Raw genomic sequence first — 16,349 nt, 5'->3', positions numbered from 1 at the left:
AACCGTTGCACCAAGAAAAAAGCCCTGCGGCGAAGCACGAGCTTCGGGCAGGGCATCAGGAGTTGGGCAGTCAGGCGGCGCATCTATAGCGGGATGGCCGCAAGGGGTGTGTGCAAGGTCTCTCGAATTCGTTTGGCTTGGAGCGAGACTTGAAAGCCTCATCTATCGTCAGAGCGCGGGGCGCTTCTGCGGCAGAGGAATGGTGTTCTCGACCTTGATGGTTCCGGTCTTGATGTCGTCGCTGACCGTGACAGTTTCGACTTTGGTCGCGGGCGCGCTAGCAGTGGCGACCTTGGGTTCATCGGCCGCGTTCAGATGGGAGTCGATCAACTCGTAGGCAACCTTGGCGCCTTCGCGAGCCCGCTCTCCAAGTGCATGAAAGGTTTCTGCACCCTTGACGCAGACGTCAGGTTTTTCGACGCAGATTGCACTGACATAACGGTAGGCTTCGCTGGCTGCGGAAACAGCGCCGGCGACATTCATCTGCGAGTTCTGGCTATCGGTGTTGTTGCCACCAAAGTAGGACAGTGCGACCAGCACCAGCGAAAACCAGATCGTTCCCTTGATCAGAAACCACATTGCAAGACTACCCTGTTTGACCGGCGCCCTTTTCGGATCATCCACTGTTGCCCTGTTGTTCGGGCTTGCAGACACCCTAGAGCCAACAGACCAATACCCCTTTGCAAAAAACCGCGTGATTTAATTCAAATTTTAGCGACTTGTTCCCTCTGCCCACGACGATTGTGGCCTTCTCTTGGATTTTAGCAATCGATGTTAAGCATAATTGCGGCAGCGTCTCGCAAATGCAGGGGCTGACGCCGCAGGCACCTGCCTTAAATCTTAACGTTGCCGAAAAAATACAAGAAAATCCTCTGCTTACGCGCCATTAACCATAACCGACAAAGGGCGCCCAATTTGCCTCGAAATGGGACTTGATAGGGATTGGAGGGGCTGTGGCGCGCTTGCTTTTATCCATTCCTTAAGCCGCGGAGCCCTATTGTCGGGGCATGTTTGAAGGCAGGTTCGAGCCTGCTGCTTTTAGAATGCGGTGTACTTGTATTGCGTAACATAGCGGAAAAAGCGATTGCGTTGGTCGATCATGTCGCAGGCATGTGGCTATCGCGTATGGAAGACGATGCCAACGAAAGCTTCGCGGTCATCGCCGTTCTGCGTCGCCTCGTTGCGTTCTCTGTTGTGGCGCTTTTTATCGTTCCTGCGATCATCTGCTTTGTCCTGCCGGCGTCTGTCGCGCTGCCGCTCGGTGCGGCCCTGGTCGTCGCGGTGTTTCTGGCATCCTGCGCCGTACTCCTGACAGTCTATAAGCCCGCGCGCGAGGCTGCGGGCACCGTGAGCCACCGTGAGCAGCTTGCTGCATCACAGGTTCCAGGGATGTTGCTGTTCTTCAACGAACAGGGCGTCGTTCACGCGGTATCGGGTCGTGATCTTCGGCAGTTTCCGCTTCATCTTCAAAACTGCGCCGGTCACGTCCTTGCCGAGATGGTGCATGTTTCCGATCGCATCGGTCTGATGCAGGCTTTCGATACGCTCCGTCAAGGCGAGGATCACGCCAGTGCCGACCTGCGCTTCGAGACGGCGTCCGTCAATCGGCAGATCCAGTTCGTCTATGCCCGCATGGATATGACCGCAGAGCGGGATCAGCTCGGCCGCCTGGTCCGCGTCATCGGACAGCTTATCGATGTCAGCGAAATGGAAGCCTTGCGGCGGGAAGCGACACGCAGAACAACCGAGGCCGAGACAGCAACGGAGGCGAAGTCGCGTTTTCTCGCAGCCGTCAGCCATGAGTTGCGCACCCCTCTCAATGCCATTCTGGGCTTTTCCGACATCCTCGCTGGAGAATATTTCGGCAAGCTGGAGAACGATCGACAGCGCGAATATGTCAAGCTCATCCGCCAGTCGGGCGGTCACCTTCTGTCGGTGGTCAACACCATGCTGGACATGAGCAAGCTTGAGGCCGGGCGCTACGAGTTGATGATGGAGCCTTTCCGCATCGGCGATGTCATCGCATCCTGCGAAGGCATGCTCGGCCTTCAGGCAAAGCAGAAGGGCTTGACGCTGACGAGCCGCATCCAGCGCGATCTGAGCGAAGTCGTTGCCGATCAGCGCGCCATCCAGCAGGTTCTGATCAATCTCGCCAGCAATGCCATCAAGTTTACCGAATCCGGTGGTGTGGTGGTGATTGATGCCGCTAAGCAGGGCGAGATGCTCAAACTGACGGTAAGCGATACCGGCATCGGCATTGCCGCTGACAAGATCGAACTTTTAGGCCGCCCGTTCATGCAGGTTCAGAATGATTACACTCGTCGCTATGAGGGCACGGGGCTTGGACTGTCGCTCGTCAAAGGGCTTGTGGAATTGCATGGCGGAAGTCTTGTCATCACCAGCAAGCCGGGCGAAGGAACGGTCGTCACCATACTAATGCCAGCGGATGGCTCCGGCCAGCCGCTCGGCAGCTCTGAAGACCCCGATGCGCCGGTGGAATTTCCACCGCGCCTGAAAGAGACGGCGGGTGGCGCCGACATGATGAAGAGGAAGGATACTGCGGATGGCCGCGCCAAAGCGAAAATCGCCTAGGAAAAAGACGGTCCGAAAGGAGCCGGGATTGCTGTCCGTGGCCGCGCGCGCGCTGGGTGAGCAAATTCTCAGCCATCCCAAACTTGTTGGCGGCTCCACCGCGTTCCTCATCGTCTTCGGCTTCGTCGCTGCCAATGCTCTTTGGTATCAACCTGGTCACCATCCATCTCCGTTCCTGCGCACCCGTGATGAGGAAGATCCGAACGGCATCGCCGGTTATCGCATGACCTCGACGCTCGGCCAGCACGGCAATGTCACGACGTTCCGGATTGAGCGCCAGACGGACGTTCCAGAACCCACGCAGCAGACTGCGGCACAACCTCCCGCAGGTCAGGCAACAACAGCGGCTGCTGGTCAGGCACAGCCTGCCAGCAGCCATCCGCCGTCCGAACTTGTCGCAGAAATCCAGCGCGAACTCGCGCGGCGCGGCCTCTACGATGGTCCTGCCGATGGCTTGACAGGTCCACGTACGACGGCAGCAATTTTGTTTTTCGAAGAGACTGTCGGCATGGAGCAGACGGGTGAGCCGACAAGCCGTATCCTTTCGGCTCTGAAGATCGATAGCGCGACAACGGTCGCTGCCATTCCTAAAGCCCTGCCGAAGGACCGGCCCGCGGCTGCGAATGGTGGCGGCGTGGCAATCGACCCCGTCGCAGCCGCCATTCGCAATGCGGAGGTGCATCCGCCGAAGGCGCAGAATGTGTCCCTCACGTCCGAAAGTGGTGCAAAGCCGGTCGGCAAGGATCTCGTTTCCAAGATACAGCAGGGGCTCGTCAATATCGCCTATGCCGATGTGAAGGTAGATGGCGTTGCTGGCGAACAGACCCGTCAGGCCATCCGCAATTTCGAAAAGCACTATCGTCTGCCCGAGACAGGCGAGCCGAGTGATGCGGTTCTGAAAAAGTTGAAATCTATCGGGGCCTTGTGACCCACAATTGAATCTGCAACTGAGACTTTTGGCGATCTCTCATCGTTTCTGATTCAAGACGCGAAGGAGGGTGGCCAAGATGCTCAATTCGTTAAGACTTCTCCCGTCGCTTCACGGTCTCGCGCGTATCGGCTGGAGCAAGTGTTGCTGTTCACAAGAGCATAGCCTCCTTATCCGTCCGGCCTTATAAGCATCTCATGCGCCTCAAATCCGAAATCTATGTTTCCGCCCTTCTACGCCGTGTGTTCGCCAACGGTGATTTTGCCGCTATCGAACGCAAGGGGGCAGAGGAGGCGGGTGCGATCTTCATCCGTCAACGACTGCGCGAGGGTTGCGAAAATCTCTACGGTCCCGCGCCGCAGAGCTTTGCGGATAACGAGGAGATCCGCGCCGAACGTCGCTTCGAACGGCGCCTGACACAGGCGCAAGCGCAGGAGGTGGACACGCTTCTAGAGAAGGAACGCCGTTTTGATGGTGATCTCTGGGTAGTCGAGCTCGAAACAGAGAACGTCGGCGACCTGTTCACCATTGTGGGGTAAAAGGACCGTTGCGATCTACCGCAACCGGCGACCCATCTTAACGGCGCACGACCAGCTTGTGTGTATCGACCGGCCGCTCACGTCGTTCACCTGCTTCGCTGCCTGCACTCGTCGTGTAGCGATCGGCCCGTCGCCAGCTTTCGATCCGCTCTTCGCATTCGGCAGTCTCCAGCGAATCCAGCATGGATTCGGCACGGCTGATCTCGCCGACGAGTTGGCGCATGTGCGGGTAGAAGCATTCCAGGATGAAGATGGCGTCGTCGGTATCCATGCCGATGCCGACAAGAGTCGTTGCCAGTTGCCGACCGGAGATATCGAGGAGGATGCGCTCCGATAGCCAATGGCTTGCAGACAGCGAGTCCGAGAGCGTGGCGGCAAAACGGCTTGCGTCGCGCTCGCGGGCAAAGCGAACAAGCAGCGCTTCCTGCACATCGGTCAGTCGGCGGACACCAAGCGTGTCGCCGGCAGGGCGATGCATCTGACGTGCCATCGTGCGCAACTGCCTACGCAGCTTCTCCTCACGCTCGGCACGCGCCTCGCTTTCGGTCTGTGCTGATTGGTGCGCGGATGTATGAAGCTCTTCATGCGTCGCACTGTTAGCATGGCGGGAGTGGCGCAAGCCCACCAAGGCATCGACCACAGTGGGAGACAGGTCTTCGCGTCGCACGATTGCCCGGGCATGAGCTGCCCCTTGCGTGCGCGCAATCGCAATCAGCGTCTCGTCATCCAGTGCTTTCGAGGAGACGAGAAAGGGCGCAGACAGCGAGATTGGCTGACTGGCGATAAAGAATGCAACGGCCGACGGCACGTTCGGGTTTTGCGACAGTGCTGCAATCGCCTCTCTCTTCGCTTCAGCCGTAGAGGCCGAAAAGAGCGGGAGAAACAGCTCCGCGAATTGCCGCAACTCTGATTTTGACGGGTGAGGCAAGCCTTCGAAACTCGAGACGGTCGCCATCAATACCACGTCCTTCTTCCTCTCGGCCCTCGGCCGTTCCAGTTCTCGAAAACGGTCTGTCAACGCAATACCCAACCAGACGCAAAACTACAGGAGCGCTCAAACTATAACGAATGCGTTGACGCCCTGTTAACCACGGACGTGGCCAAGGAGAATTTTCGGCCTATTCACAGCTATTTTGTTAACGAAAGGATTTCTGATCGCTATGGAACCTCAAGCCCATCTTTGACGTTTATCTCGTGTCCACAGTGGTTAGGGCGTAATGGACTTCATAATCGGAGGACGGCCCGCAAGCGGCATATTAGTATTAACCTTTGTTTAACCTCCTGATGATTCTAATGTCGTGGGCAAGCCCGAGATTCGGTGCTAGGGTCTAGATGAGAACCAGCCTGTCAGGGCGGACGACGCGTCCAACCACCGGCTAATGCCCAGTCTGTGGACTGGTGATACCCAATGTAGTGGTACTGGCATTCCATATCGGCTTGATGCCGCCGTCCCCAAGACTTCGGCACGCAGATCAAAAAGAAATTTTTGCTGAAAAGCTCGATATGGCGCTTCCCGATGCTGGATCGTCGCATGCAACGTCATACATCGCGATCCGGTCAACAACATCCGTCGTGCCTGTGAAAGGAGATGGCAATGGCAGACATTATTTCGATATCGGCGGCAACACGCCGTCCTCAAAAAACCACCGAGGCCAACGCTATTTCAGCTGGCCCGGCGCAATTGCTGTTTTTTACGGGCGTACGCTACGAGCGTTACGACTTTGCGGAGAAGACAAAGACGCGCAAACGCAAGGTGAGCGCCGCGGCTACTTCAGAAGCCGCTCTCAATTCCTGAACATTCTTTGCATGGCGACTGATGAGCGCACGCTTACTTTAGCGGCGCAGGCTCGCATGTAGCCTCTCCGAGAAACCGCTCTGCCTCCTCCAGGAAGCTCGCCTGCGGTACCATCGTTCGCAAAACGGCATAGCCCTCGTTGCGACCTGCTTCCACCAAAATCGATTTCGACAGCGCCTGAACTTGCGCCTTACGAATGGCGCCGCTTTGCTCCGGACTGGAAATCAGAATATCCAGTTCCCCGCCAGCCGAGGTGCGGTCATTCATGCTGAAAATCTCGTTGGATGCGCTGTCGAAGATTGCAATCGACCAGAAGGGCACGGCGCCGAAAGCCGAAAGCCTGACCGGCTTTTCTTCGACATTGTAGGTGCAAACGGCAACACGCATGAACGGGTCCTCGCTCCCCAGTCCACCTTTGCGATGACCATCCTTATCGACGAGATGAAAACGATTGGGCACTGCCTGAAATTCCGCGCGCGTATAGGCATCGCGGTTGGAGAAGTGCGGGATCGAGAACAGGATGACGAGGTGAAGCACCGCCGCACCCACGAGGCCCGTAAAGATTGCCAGAACGAGCCTAAGCATTGCTGCAATCCGTCTTGTTGATGGCTGGCATGGTAATGTCGATCAGGCCGGCACTGCCAGCAATTGGGGTATCGAGTAGCGTCAACACCAGCTTGAAACTGCCATTTGCCGGCACGGCGAGCCAGTTGAACGGCGTTGCTGTCGAAGCGAGCGTGATGGAGACCCCCCCTTCGGGTCCATGCAACAAGTTTCGGGAATTCAATGCGATCGGCCGTCCGGAGCCGTCATCCAGCAGGTTGCCCTGCTGATCGGCAACATAGAGCGTCCAGAAGCGGGCAGGGGGCAAGTTGCCGGTTAGGGTGTATCGGCACTGACCGGTCAAGCGTTGACCGCTGCTGTCATTGGCCGCGGTGAAGGCCAAGCCTTCAGCTGTTCCATAGAGAAGCTTGCCGGCATCTGCGCGGTGCGCCTTGGCATATGGGTCTGCCTCGATCGTCTGCGATTCAGGAAACGCATCCCAAGCGCCGATCTTGATGGACCCAAAACCGGATGTGGCGTCCAGCGCCACGAGCGTGGAGGCAATGCCACCGCCAAAGGCGATGACGAGCGAGATGGCGACAAGAAACGGAACTCGAAACACACTGCTTTCCCGATTTGGAGCAGCGTCACGGTTAGCACTGATTCCGACTCGGGGAAATGCCCCGCATGAAGGATGGGGTGGCCTCTACCGGAATATTCCCATTGTAAGATATGCGCTCAGGCAAGAGGTCTTACATAAGGATCACCCGCTTTACTGACGGCTAGGGCAAGCGAATGTTTCTGTATGCATTGAAAAAGGTGTCACGCACGGTCTGCGCGCGACACCCCACAATCGGCCCTGTCGCCGACGCGCTGACGGATCAGCAGCTGTCAGAATGTGTCTTATTCGTGGATCGTGTAGGAGCCGAGTTTGCAGAGGTCCTGTCTGTCCTGCGTTGTGTCGAGATTGGAGCCTTCTTCGAACTCGAAGCGCATGTCGTAGCGACACACCGAGCGGCCGTCTGCGATGGTGATGTCGATGCTTTCGCCAGGCTCCAGAACCTGTTCGCCGAAGACGTCGTCTTCCCACTCGTTGACGCCAACCGGTGACGTGTAGAAGCGCGTCAGGACGGACTTCGTGCCGTTTTTCAGGGTGAAGGTCAGGTCTTCGGCCTGCGCAGTGGCAGACGCACAGATGAACACTGCCAGCGCAGCAAGAATTGGATTGAGTTTCGCCAAAATAGTTTCCCCTAGATGAGATGTCCCTCGCATTCAGTTGCGCACCTTCCTCGGATATATTCAAGTCGCTCGCGCCGGCCGGAATGACCTTTCGTGCTCAAGGCAGGGACTTTTTTTGGCATTGGAGGAACCTCAAGAATTTACACTCTTTTTTCGTGTGCTGACTGTGTCGTGTTTCAGTATTTTCCGAAGTTCAAGTGCCGCATAGATGTGCTAAGATTCGCCAACGCAAAACTGCCAGTGGAGGATTATACGTGCTTCATACGGACGCTGCCGACTTCGAGGGCACCGCTTCGAAAGAGGATGAGGAAGGCTCTCCGGCCTCTCGGCTGATCGACGGGCGGATTGCCGAGTTAGCGGACTGGCGCGGGCAGGTGCTTTCGAGGATCAGGTCGGTTGTTCGTGGCGCAGATCCGCGTGTCGAGGAAGATTGGAAGTGGCGCGGCGTGCCGGTCTGGACATGCAACGGCATCATCTGCACCGGGGAGACCTATCGCTCTATCGTCAAGATGACGTTCGCCCACGGCGCGTCGCTCGATGATCCCGCAGGTCTGTTTAATGCCTCGCTTGACGGAGGGACGCGCCGGGCCATCGACATTCGTGAAGGTGAAGAGATCGATCACGATGCCCTGGCCGCGCTGATCCGCTCGGCAATCGCGTTAAACGACGCCAAGGTGGCGGCGCGTTAAGCGAATCGGTCCACGTAAAAAGGCCGGCAATCCGTTAGATCGCCGGCCAGTTCTCATAGTCGGTATTGCTCAATTCGCCGGAGCGGGTTGCGCCGGCGAGGCCGGAGCTGCAGGCGATGCCGGCGTGGCTGGCTGTGCCGGTTGAGCTGGTGCCGCGGGGGCTGCCGGCTGGGCCGGTTGGACAGCGCCCGTAGATCCGCCAGAGACATCGTCGGTCGCAATCGGTGTCGGTGTAACAGTGCCATCCGCCGCTGCGACGCGCCAGACGGTGTTGCCCGCATCGTCCGCGACCAGCAATGCGCCGGTGCCATCGATGCCGACGCCGACGGGACGTCCGCGGGCCTTGTCGCCTTGAATGAACCCGGTGACCACGTCCTGCGTTTTGCCAACCGGCTTGCCATTTTCGAAAGGCACGAAGGTCACGCGGTAGCCGTTGAAGGCCGTACGGTTCCAGCTTCCATGTTCGCCGATGAAGGCACCGTTCTGGTACGGTGTGGGAAGAGCGGAATTCAGCGAGAAGGTGAGGCCGAGTGCTGCGACATGGCTGGAGAGCGCATAGTCGGGTTTGATCGCCTTTTCCACCATATCAGGCCGGAGAGGATGCACGCGATCATCCACATGGTTGCCGTAATAGCTCCATGGCCAGCCATAAAAGCCGCCTTCCTTCACCGATGTCATGTAGTCCGGCACGAGGTTCGGGCCGAGTTCGTCGCGCTCGTTGATAACGGCCCAGAGCTCTTTGCTCTCGGGGTTGAAGGTAAGACCGTTGGGATTGCGCAAGCCGGACGCAAACAGCTTCCACGCTCCCGATTGCCGATCGACCTGCAGGATAGAGGCGCGGTTCTTTTCGGCTTCCAGCCCATTTTCGGTGATGTTGGAGTTCGAACCGACAGAGGCATAGAGGAACTTGCCGTCGGGGCTCAACGCCAGATCCTTCGTCCAGTGATGGTTGATCGGGCCTCCGGGAAGCTGAGTCAACACACGCGGTTCGGCAGTAATCTCGGTCTGATCGAGCTGGTATGGATAGGCCAGGATTTCGTTCGATGTCGCAACATAGAGCGTGTTGTCAGCAAAAGCGACGCCGAACGGCGAGTCGAGCTTCTTCAGAAGGTCGTGGCGCTCATCGACGGTGCCGTCACGATTGGTGTCGCGCAGCAGTGTGATGATGTTGCTTTCTTTCGGCGGGCCACCTGTGTCGCCATGTGCTATCGACATGATGAAGCCGCGAATGATGTCTTTTGGACGAGACGAAGACTGTCCGCCCTCCGGCGCACGCGACTGCACGACCAGAACATCGCCATTTGGCAGCGTGTGGACGGTTCGCGGATTGACGAGATCCTTCTGGTACACGGAGATCTTCAAGCCCTCCGGCACCGTCGGCGTTTCGCCGTCCTTCCAGCCCACCACCTCCGCGACCTTCAAATCGGGGATGAGGCTCATGGAGGGCTCGGGAAGAACAGGGTCCGGGCCGATCTGCTGGGAAATATCGAAATTGTCGTTTTGCTCGCTGCAAGCCGGCAGGATGAAGGCGACGCTTGCAAGCAGAAGGGCTGGAGCGAGAGTGCGGGAAACCATCATCATACTCTCCAAGCCAGACGGGCATATTTGCGGGAGGAGGCGGAAACAGCCATCAGCGACACCACGAAGGTGATGGCGGAAAGTAGCAACCCGTAAGGCACTACAGCCGTCCAGCCGTCGCCGGCATGGACGAGGCTGTTGATGAAAGCGAGGATCAGCATCACGATAAAAAGGATGATGGAGACGAAGGACGGGCGCATAGGCCGCGTGCGCCTGCGTAACAGATCAATGAGACCGGCGAGAATTGCCACACCACCTGCAACCAATCCCGCAAACAAGAGCCACGACGAGAAATTCGACCACATCAGATTGGCTGTGCGCCAATAGGCAATGTCCGTTCCGAGAGCCAGCGAGAAGCAGACAAAGGGAAAAGGCACGAACAGCAACTGGAAAGGATAGGCGGAAGCTTCCCCGTGGGATGCATCACTCATGTCTTGGCTCCAACCGGTATTGAAGGGAGCGCCTTGGTGCTGGTTGGCATTGGGCGCTTTTGTGCTTTGGCAAACGATTGGAGAGGGCGTTTGGTTGCAGCTCTTTTGGCAGGCGAGCTTGCTGACGCGCCGAACGGCTTGGTTGACTGCGGCTCTTGATTTCGGTGCGACGAACGTTCACGTAATTCCACTTGCGTAGCGATCGTCCAAATGAGGATGTCAAATCCCTGTTACATGTCTGACAGGCAACCGCATTAGCATGCAATAATGCGATCGCGCCGCCTTGTTTTTATCATTCTAGCTATCACGCAAGTCGCCGGATGGGGCGTTGTTGGCGTCCTGCCGGTGTTGGCATCCTTCATCGCCGAAGATCTTCAGGTCGACCTAGCGACGGCGTTCATGGGTGTGACGGCGATGTATGCGGTGATGGGCCTGTCTGCGCCTGTCGTGGGAAAAGCTTTTGAGAAATTGGGGGTGAAACACGTCATGCTATGCGGTGCAAGCGTGATCGGTGTCGCCTTTGCTGCAATGGCAATCGTCCACTCGGTCGCGGCCTACCTGGCATGCTGGTGCGCCATAGGAGTTGGTGGCGCTATGTTTTTAACAATGTCCGCCTATGCCTATCTCGCGGAGTTCGCAGGCGAGAGCGCGCGGGGCATGATCGGGTCATTAATGTTGGTAACGGGCCTTGCGGGCAGCGCATTCTGGCCGCTGACGGCATGGCTTGATCACATCCTCGGTTGGCGCGGTGTAACGCAAATCTATGGGGGCGGCATGCTTTTGCTAGTCCTTCCCTTGCTCGTCTTGATCCTTCCGGATGTCAGAAGCACCTCTGCATCACCAGTTTCCGGCAGAACTAAAAACCGTAGAGGTCACATTCTCTGGTTTCTCGTCGCCGCCATCTCGTTGAACAGTTTTGTCACCCTGGGAATGGAATCAGTCGGCATAGAGTTGTTCAAGGCGCTGGGTGCTGATCTGACTTTGGCGGTTGGCTTGGCCTCCTTCATGGGTGTTCTCAAGGTTGGCGGGCGGCTGATTGACGTGATGGGAGGCCAGAGATGGAACGCGATCTGGACTGGAATTGTATCAGGAGCCATGATCCCTGCTGCCATGCTGATACCTGTGGTGTTTGGCCCCAGCAGCGGTGCCATCTTTGCCTACATGGTCATTTTCGGTATTGGCAGCGGCGCTTTTGCCGTGGCACGGGCTACAATGCCTTTGGAGTTTTATGAGAGATCCGACTATGCCCCTGCTATGTCGGTGATCACCTTGCCTATGAGCTTGGTGAATGCGACGGCACCGCCGCTTCTGTCGGGCCTCATGGCATCTGCTGGCCCCTCCGCCATGCTCTTGCTGATGGTGGTGTGCAGTGCAGCGGCGCTGTGCTCATTGCTGGCGCTTGGCCATTTCAAGAACCGCCAACGCGGGTTGGTTGCCTGAAGGCGTCAGTCTTTCAACGTTTAACCCCGTCACCAACATCAGCCACCTTCTGCGGCGAAAGAGTCGGCGCGGAAGCGTCCTTCAGCTGTTGGCCTACCGCGCGAAGAACGCGGGTGGCTTCTGCTGAAAGCGAGCGAGGGCGGGTGAGGGCTGGAAGTGGGTTGGCATCGGCGGAGGCTATCTGCGCTCCATTGGCGGCGGGTTGTGGACGTGAGCCTGTCGGTAGCGGGTTCTGGATGCCGGGAATGGGGCGCAACTCCATGCCCTGATGGGCATAGTCCATCAGCCGCTTGAAGGTCATCGCGGGTAGGGCGCCACCGGTCATGTTGTTCATCGACGTGAAGTCATCGTTACCGAACCAAACGGCCGTCGTGTAGTTGCCGGTGAAGCCGACATACCAGGCGTCGCGATAGGCCTGCGACGTTCCCGTCTTGCCGCCGGAGACGATGCCATTGTCAAGCGCGCCGCGCCGGGCGGTACCTTCCACTGGAATAGTCACCAGCATGCGGTTCATCTTCGACGTCGCCTCTTCCGACAGCACGCGGTGGGCCGGCGGTTCGTCGCGATCGAAATCGTAGAGCACCTTGCCTTCGTAATCGAGAACCTGCTCGATCCCGTGGCGGCGCGATTGCATCCCATTAGCGGGGAAGACGGCATATCCGGTCGCTTGGTCCAGCACGGTGAGCTCAGAGGTGCCGAGCGGAATGGTCTTGTCGCTGCGAAGCGGTGTCGCGACGCCCATGGCCTTGGCCGTGTCGACGATGATCTGCGTGCCCAGCACATCCTTGGCAAGACGCACCGGTACCGTGTTGTAGGATTTTGCCAGCGCTGTCTGCAACGTCACCTTGCCAGCGTAAGAGCGCCCGTAATTCTGCGGCGACCAGCCACGCCAGGTGACAGGCGCATCGGAAATCAGCGTCTCCGGCTTGTAGCCTTTTTCCATGGCGGCGGAGTAGGTGTAGACCTTGAAGGACGAGCCCGGCTGGCGAAGGGCGGCTGTTGCGCGGTTGAACTGGCTTTCGCCATAATCACGGCCGCCGACCATGGCGCGGATGCCGCCGCCATTTTCGATCATCACCATCGCGCCTTGCTTGACCTTGTAGCCTTCGCCGAACTCGCGAAGGCTACCTTCCATGGCCTGTTCTGCGGCTTGCTGGAGCCCTGTATCGATGGTGGTACGAACCACCACCGTGTGATCCTTGATCTTGCCGTCCTTGGCCAGACGCTGCACCTCGTCAAAAGCCCAGTCGAGGAAGTAATCGGGGGCTTGGACCTCCTCACGATCGATGACGGTTGCTGGGTTGCGGCGCGCGCCGACGACCTGACCTTCAGTCATCAATCCGCCTTGGACGAGGTTGGAGAGAACCGTGTTGGCGCGCGCACGTGCGGCCGGCAGGTTAACATGCGGCGCGTATTTAGCCGGGGCCTTGAACAAACCGGCGAGGATGGCGGATTCCGACAGCGTTACATCGGTGAGGTTCTTGCCGAAATAGAACTGTGCCGCTGCTGCCGCGCCAAAAGTGCCGCCGCCCATATAGGCGCGGTCGAGATAGAGCGCGAGGATTTCCTTCTTCGACATGTTGGCTTCCAGCCACAATGCCAGGAAGGCTTCCTTGATCTTGCGTTCCAAAGAGCGTTCGTTAGTGAGGAACAGGTTCTTGGCAAGCTGCTGCGTCAGCGTCGAGCCGCCCTGGACCACGCCGCCGGCGCGGGCATTCTCGCTCATCGCACGGGCAAGCCCGATAAAGTCTATGCCGAAATGGTCGAAGAAGCGCCTGTCTTCGGTCGCCAGAACCGCCTTGATGAAGTGGTCCGGCATCTGGTCGATCGGAACCGAATCCTCGTGAATGATGCCGCGATGGCCGATGGTGTTTCCGTAGCGATCGAGGAACGTCACGGCAAAGTCGCCGCGATAGCGCCAATCCTTTTTGGTTTCCTCGAAGGCGGGAAGAGCAAGCGCCAGCATGACAACTGAACCGGCTGTGCCGACGGTCAGCGCGTTGCAGGTCATGTTGACGAGGAATTTCTTCCAGCCGCGCACATGCAGTTTGCGAGAGGCGATCGTCACCTCTTCCCAGAAATCAAATGCGCGGGATGCGGCTGTCCACAGGCTCGAATCGATCCAGGAATCGATGCGAAGCAGAATATGGCGTTTGCGGCGCGCCGGTTTCTTGTTGTTGTCTTCCTGCACCTGAAACGTATTCCTGTTCGATGTGGCGAGTGAACGCTTGACGCGGTTACCTTGCGCGGGTCATTCCTCACCACCACTCCGCCGGATTTAAGAATTATCTTATAATCCAGCCCATGGCGATACGACAAAACGGGCTTTCCTATTTGATGCCCGAAGACGCAAAATGAAACGGAAATCTTAACGATGAGTGACGCGCCGTTCTGGAAAACCAAATCGCTGGCGCAAATGAGTAACAGCGAATGGGAGAGCCTGTGCGATGGCTGCGGCCTTTGCTGTCTCAACAAGCTGGAGGACTGGGATACGGGCGAAGTGGTCTTCACCTCCGTTGCCTGCCAGCTCCTCGATGGCACCAGCTGTCGCTGTTCGGATTACGAAAACCGCCGCGCCACCGTGCCCGATTGCATCCAACTCGATCTGAAGCTGGTCGATGAGATCGGCTGGCTGCCGCCGACCTGTGCTTACGCGCTGGTGCGCGACGGACAGGATCTCTACTGGTGGCACCATCTGGTCTCCGGCGATCCCGAAACAGTGCATGTTGCCGGCATCTCGGCACGTGGCCGCACGGTCAACGAGAAGGACGTCAAGGTAGACGACTTCGAGGATTATGTGGTGGATTGGCCGCTGACCGTCGGCGAGAGGCCGGAGGCACAAAAACCGCGTTGAACGGAAACCAGAGCGCTGGCTCCGCCTCTGGCAAAATGTCGTCCTATTCCTGCCGCATCACGCCTGTATCCCGCCAGCTTACTTTTCTGATATCCATTTCCGGCTTCTATAATTGGCCGGCCAATCAAGGACCATGCATGCGCCCAAGTCAAAAGCACAGTCAGCGCAAACATGTGACACTGTCTTGCGACGGCGGGATGCGACAAAAACCAGGGCTTCAAGCGTGAAGGGCATAACTGGAAGATCACGTCGCGCTTTGGCGCTTATTGTGCCGATCTGCTTGCTTGCAGCGGGTGCTGCACCAGCGCGCGCGCAAGCCGTGCAGCCTTTTGAGTGCACCCTGGTTACCTCGGTGGAAACCGGTGCCGTCATCAACCAGCAAGGCGCGTGCGATAGACGCGTTTCACCCGGCTCCACGTTCAAAGTCCCCTTGGCTCTGATCGGTTATGACGCCGGAATTCTTCAGGACGAGTTTAATCCCGCCTGGGACTGGCAAAAAGGCATGGAAGCCACTCCGCAGGAGCGCAAGACGGTTGATCCTACGACTTGGCAGAAGGAGTCGATCCGTTGGTATTCGCGCGAAATCACCAGCCGTCTCGGTAAGGATAAATTCACCTCCTATGTTCGCCGTCTCGGTTATGGCAATGGAGATGTAGCCGGAGAAGCTGGCAAGGATAATGGGCTGACCGATTCCTGGGTCGGCACCTCACTCGAAATCTCACCTGTCGAGCAGGTTGGTTTCATGCGTAGGCTCTTGGCCAATAATCTGCCATTCGCGCGCGATGCGCAGAACAAGACCAAGGCCATCGTTCCGGTCTTCGATGGTGCGGAAGCTTGGAGTGCCCATGGTACGACCGGTACCGGCAACATGAAGGGGCCGGACGGCAAGCCCGATCCGAACCGGCCCTTCGGTTGGTTCGTCGGCTGGGCCGAACGAGAAGGACAGCACATTGTCTTCGTTCGCCTGCGCGTTGGCGACAAGCCCTCGGAGCAGCCAATGGGTGAGGTCGTCCGCGGCGAGTTCCTGCGCGATATTCAGCGCTATGCCACCCACCGGTAGAAGCGATCATGTCGTCTACGCGGCAAAGAACGTGGTCGCGCTGTATCAGAGACATGCGGCAGAATTCGATCGATCGCGCAGCCGCGCGCTGATCGAGAAAGCTTGGCTCGACACGTTTCTGGGATATTTGCCGCTGAAGGCATCGATACTGGACATCGGCTGTGGAGGCGGTGAACCCATCGCGCGCTACTGCATCGAAGGCGGCCATGAGGTGACCGGTATCGACGGCTCATCCTCACTAATCGCGCTTTGCCGTGAGCGCTTTCCCAACCATCAATGGCATGTCGGTGACATGCGCGATATGAGTTCGGACAAGTGCTTTGATGGTCTGATCGTCTGGCACAGCCTTTTTCACCTGACGCCAGACAACCAGCAACGTGTTCTCAAGACCTGCATGCGTCTTGCAGCGGCAGAGGCTGTCCTGCTGTTTACCGCGGGCCCCGACCGTCACGAAACGCTTGGCCTTTTCTGTGGTCAGCCGCTCTATCATGCTAGCCTGGCCTTTGAGGAGTATCGGTTGATCCTCGCTGGCGGTGGGTTTCAAATCATCGCACATGCGATCGACGACCAGAGCTGTGGTGGGGCGACGGTCTATTTGGCAAGACGTAGCGGCGGTTAGCTTTTCTCGCGAAGAGCGTGCGCCTGGATCGCGGCGCCGGTC

17 protein-coding genes are annotated in these 16,349 nt (G+C 58.0%); 9 read left to right on the top strand and 8 right to left on the bottom strand.

Going from position 1 to position 16,349, the window contains the following annotated elements; translation table 11 throughout:
- Positions 1 to 168: 168 nt before the first annotated feature.
- Positions 169 to 579, bottom strand: coding sequence for a DUF5330 domain-containing protein (locus WKI41_RS18590; RefSeq protein WP_340194954.1), 411 nt, complete (start codon positions 577 to 579; stop codon positions 169 to 171).
- Between the two features lie 489 nt (positions 580 to 1,068).
- Between WKI41_RS18590 and WKI41_RS18585 the strand changes: the two genes are divergently transcribed.
- The 3 genes from WKI41_RS18585 to WKI41_RS18575 all read left to right on the top strand — a co-directional run bounded on the left by WKI41_RS18585 (position 1,069) and on the right by WKI41_RS18575 (position 4,059).
- Entirely contained in the window at positions 1,069 to 2,592 is a 1,524-nt protein-coding gene (locus tag WKI41_RS18585; protein ID WP_340195027.1) for a sensor histidine kinase, read from the top strand.
- The gene (locus WKI41_RS18580) at positions 2,564 to 3,520 is read left to right on the top strand and encodes a peptidoglycan-binding domain-containing protein (protein ID WP_340194953.1); all 957 of its coding nucleotides are present in this window, start codon (positions 2,564 to 2,566) and stop codon (positions 3,518 to 3,520) included. Before WKI41_RS18585 ends, WKI41_RS18580 begins: the two co-directional genes overlap by 29 nt.
- A gap of 197 nt (positions 3,521 to 3,717) precedes the next feature.
- On the top strand, positions 3,718 to 4,059 hold the full coding sequence (locus WKI41_RS18575; protein WP_340194952.1) for a DUF1491 family protein: 342 nt from the start codon (positions 3,718 to 3,720) through the stop codon (positions 4,057 to 4,059).
- 37 nt (positions 4,060 to 4,096) lie between these two features.
- Here WKI41_RS18575 and WKI41_RS18570 read toward each other — a convergent pair whose 3' ends face one another.
- Entirely contained in the window at positions 4,097 to 5,014 is a 918-nt protein-coding gene (locus WKI41_RS18570; RefSeq protein ID WP_340194951.1) for a DUF2336 domain-containing protein, read from the bottom strand.
- A gap of 639 nt (positions 5,015 to 5,653) precedes the next feature.
- On the opposite strand from WKI41_RS18570, the gene WKI41_RS18565 reads away from it, so the two are divergent.
- Positions 5,654 to 5,854, top strand: a complete 201-nt coding sequence (locus WKI41_RS18565; protein ID WP_340194950.1) for a hypothetical protein — start codon at positions 5,654 to 5,656, stop codon at positions 5,852 to 5,854.
- 33 nt (positions 5,855 to 5,887) lie between these two features.
- Here the strand turns inward: WKI41_RS18565 and WKI41_RS18560 are convergent, their stop codons facing one another.
- The 3 genes from WKI41_RS18560 to WKI41_RS18550 all read right to left on the bottom strand — a co-directional run bounded on the left by WKI41_RS18560 (position 5,888) and on the right by WKI41_RS18550 (position 7,636).
- Positions 5,888 to 6,439 carry a DUF1254 domain-containing protein gene (locus tag WKI41_RS18560; protein WP_340194949.1) on the bottom strand — a complete coding sequence of 184 codons (552 nt, stop codon included), beginning with the start codon at positions 6,437 to 6,439 and terminating at the stop codon, positions 5,888 to 5,890.
- Positions 6,432 to 7,019, bottom strand: a complete 588-nt coding sequence (locus WKI41_RS18555; protein WP_340194948.1) for a DUF1214 domain-containing protein — start codon at positions 7,017 to 7,019, stop codon at positions 6,432 to 6,434. Before WKI41_RS18555 ends, WKI41_RS18560 begins: the two co-directional genes overlap by 8 nt.
- A gap of 281 nt (positions 7,020 to 7,300) precedes the next feature.
- Positions 7,301 to 7,636 carry a hypothetical protein gene (locus tag WKI41_RS18550; protein WP_425341067.1) on the bottom strand — a complete coding sequence of 112 codons (336 nt, stop codon included), beginning with the start codon at positions 7,634 to 7,636 and terminating at the stop codon, positions 7,301 to 7,303.
- A gap of 254 nt (positions 7,637 to 7,890) precedes the next feature.
- Here WKI41_RS18550 and WKI41_RS18545 point away from each other — a divergent pair, with 254 nt between their 5' ends.
- Entirely contained in the window at positions 7,891 to 8,325 is a 435-nt protein-coding gene (locus WKI41_RS18545) for a DUF1801 domain-containing protein (RefSeq protein ID WP_340194947.1), read from the top strand.
- A gap of 69 nt (positions 8,326 to 8,394) precedes the next feature.
- On the opposite strand, the gene WKI41_RS18540 is transcribed toward WKI41_RS18545, so the two are convergent.
- Together WKI41_RS18540 and WKI41_RS18535 are read right to left on the bottom strand one after the other, a co-directional pair.
- Positions 8,395 to 9,900, bottom strand: coding sequence for a PQQ-dependent sugar dehydrogenase (locus WKI41_RS18540; protein WP_425341073.1), 1,506 nt, complete (start codon positions 9,898 to 9,900; stop codon positions 8,395 to 8,397).
- Between the two features lie 2 nt (positions 9,901 to 9,902).
- Positions 9,903 to 10,334, bottom strand: coding sequence for a DUF2231 domain-containing protein (locus WKI41_RS18535; RefSeq protein WP_340194945.1), 432 nt, complete (start codon positions 10,332 to 10,334; stop codon positions 9,903 to 9,905).
- A gap of 267 nt (positions 10,335 to 10,601) precedes the next feature.
- Between WKI41_RS18535 and WKI41_RS18530 the strand changes: the two genes are divergently transcribed.
- Positions 10,602 to 11,774 carry an MFS transporter gene (locus WKI41_RS18530; RefSeq protein WP_340194944.1) on the top strand — a complete coding sequence of 391 codons (1,173 nt, stop codon included), beginning with the start codon at positions 10,602 to 10,604 and terminating at the stop codon, positions 11,772 to 11,774.
- 13 nt (positions 11,775 to 11,787) lie between these two features.
- On the opposite strand, the gene WKI41_RS18525 is transcribed toward WKI41_RS18530, so the two are convergent.
- Positions 11,788 to 13,965 carry a PBP1A family penicillin-binding protein gene (locus tag WKI41_RS18525; RefSeq protein WP_340194943.1) on the bottom strand — a complete coding sequence of 726 codons (2,178 nt, stop codon included), beginning with the start codon at positions 13,963 to 13,965 and terminating at the stop codon, positions 11,788 to 11,790.
- A gap of 183 nt (positions 13,966 to 14,148) precedes the next feature.
- Between WKI41_RS18525 and WKI41_RS18520 the strand changes: the two genes are divergently transcribed.
- From WKI41_RS18520 to WKI41_RS18510, 3 genes are all read left to right on the top strand, one after another.
- Positions 14,149 to 14,628: a YcgN family cysteine cluster protein gene (locus WKI41_RS18520; RefSeq protein WP_340194942.1), complete on the top strand. Its 480-nt coding sequence runs from the start codon at positions 14,149 to 14,151 to the stop codon at positions 14,626 to 14,628.
- A gap of 232 nt (positions 14,629 to 14,860) precedes the next feature.
- Entirely contained in the window at positions 14,861 to 15,688 is an 828-nt protein-coding gene (gene blaOXA / locus WKI41_RS18515; RefSeq protein WP_425341072.1) for a class D beta-lactamase, read from the top strand.
- Positions 15,672 to 16,307 (top strand): class I SAM-dependent methyltransferase, encoded by a 636-nt coding sequence (locus WKI41_RS18510; RefSeq protein WP_340194940.1) that lies wholly within the window; start codon positions 15,672 to 15,674, stop codon positions 16,305 to 16,307. Before blaOXA ends, WKI41_RS18510 begins: the two co-directional genes overlap by 17 nt.
- The last annotated feature ends 42 nt before the right edge of the window (positions 16,308 to 16,349 follow it).

It is taken from the genome of Agrobacterium larrymoorei, from assembly GCF_037722385.1.
Classification (GTDB): Bacteria; Pseudomonadota; Alphaproteobacteria; order Rhizobiales; family Rhizobiaceae; genus Agrobacterium; species Agrobacterium larrymoorei_C.
This window is presented reverse-complemented; position numbering and strand designations above follow the sequence as displayed.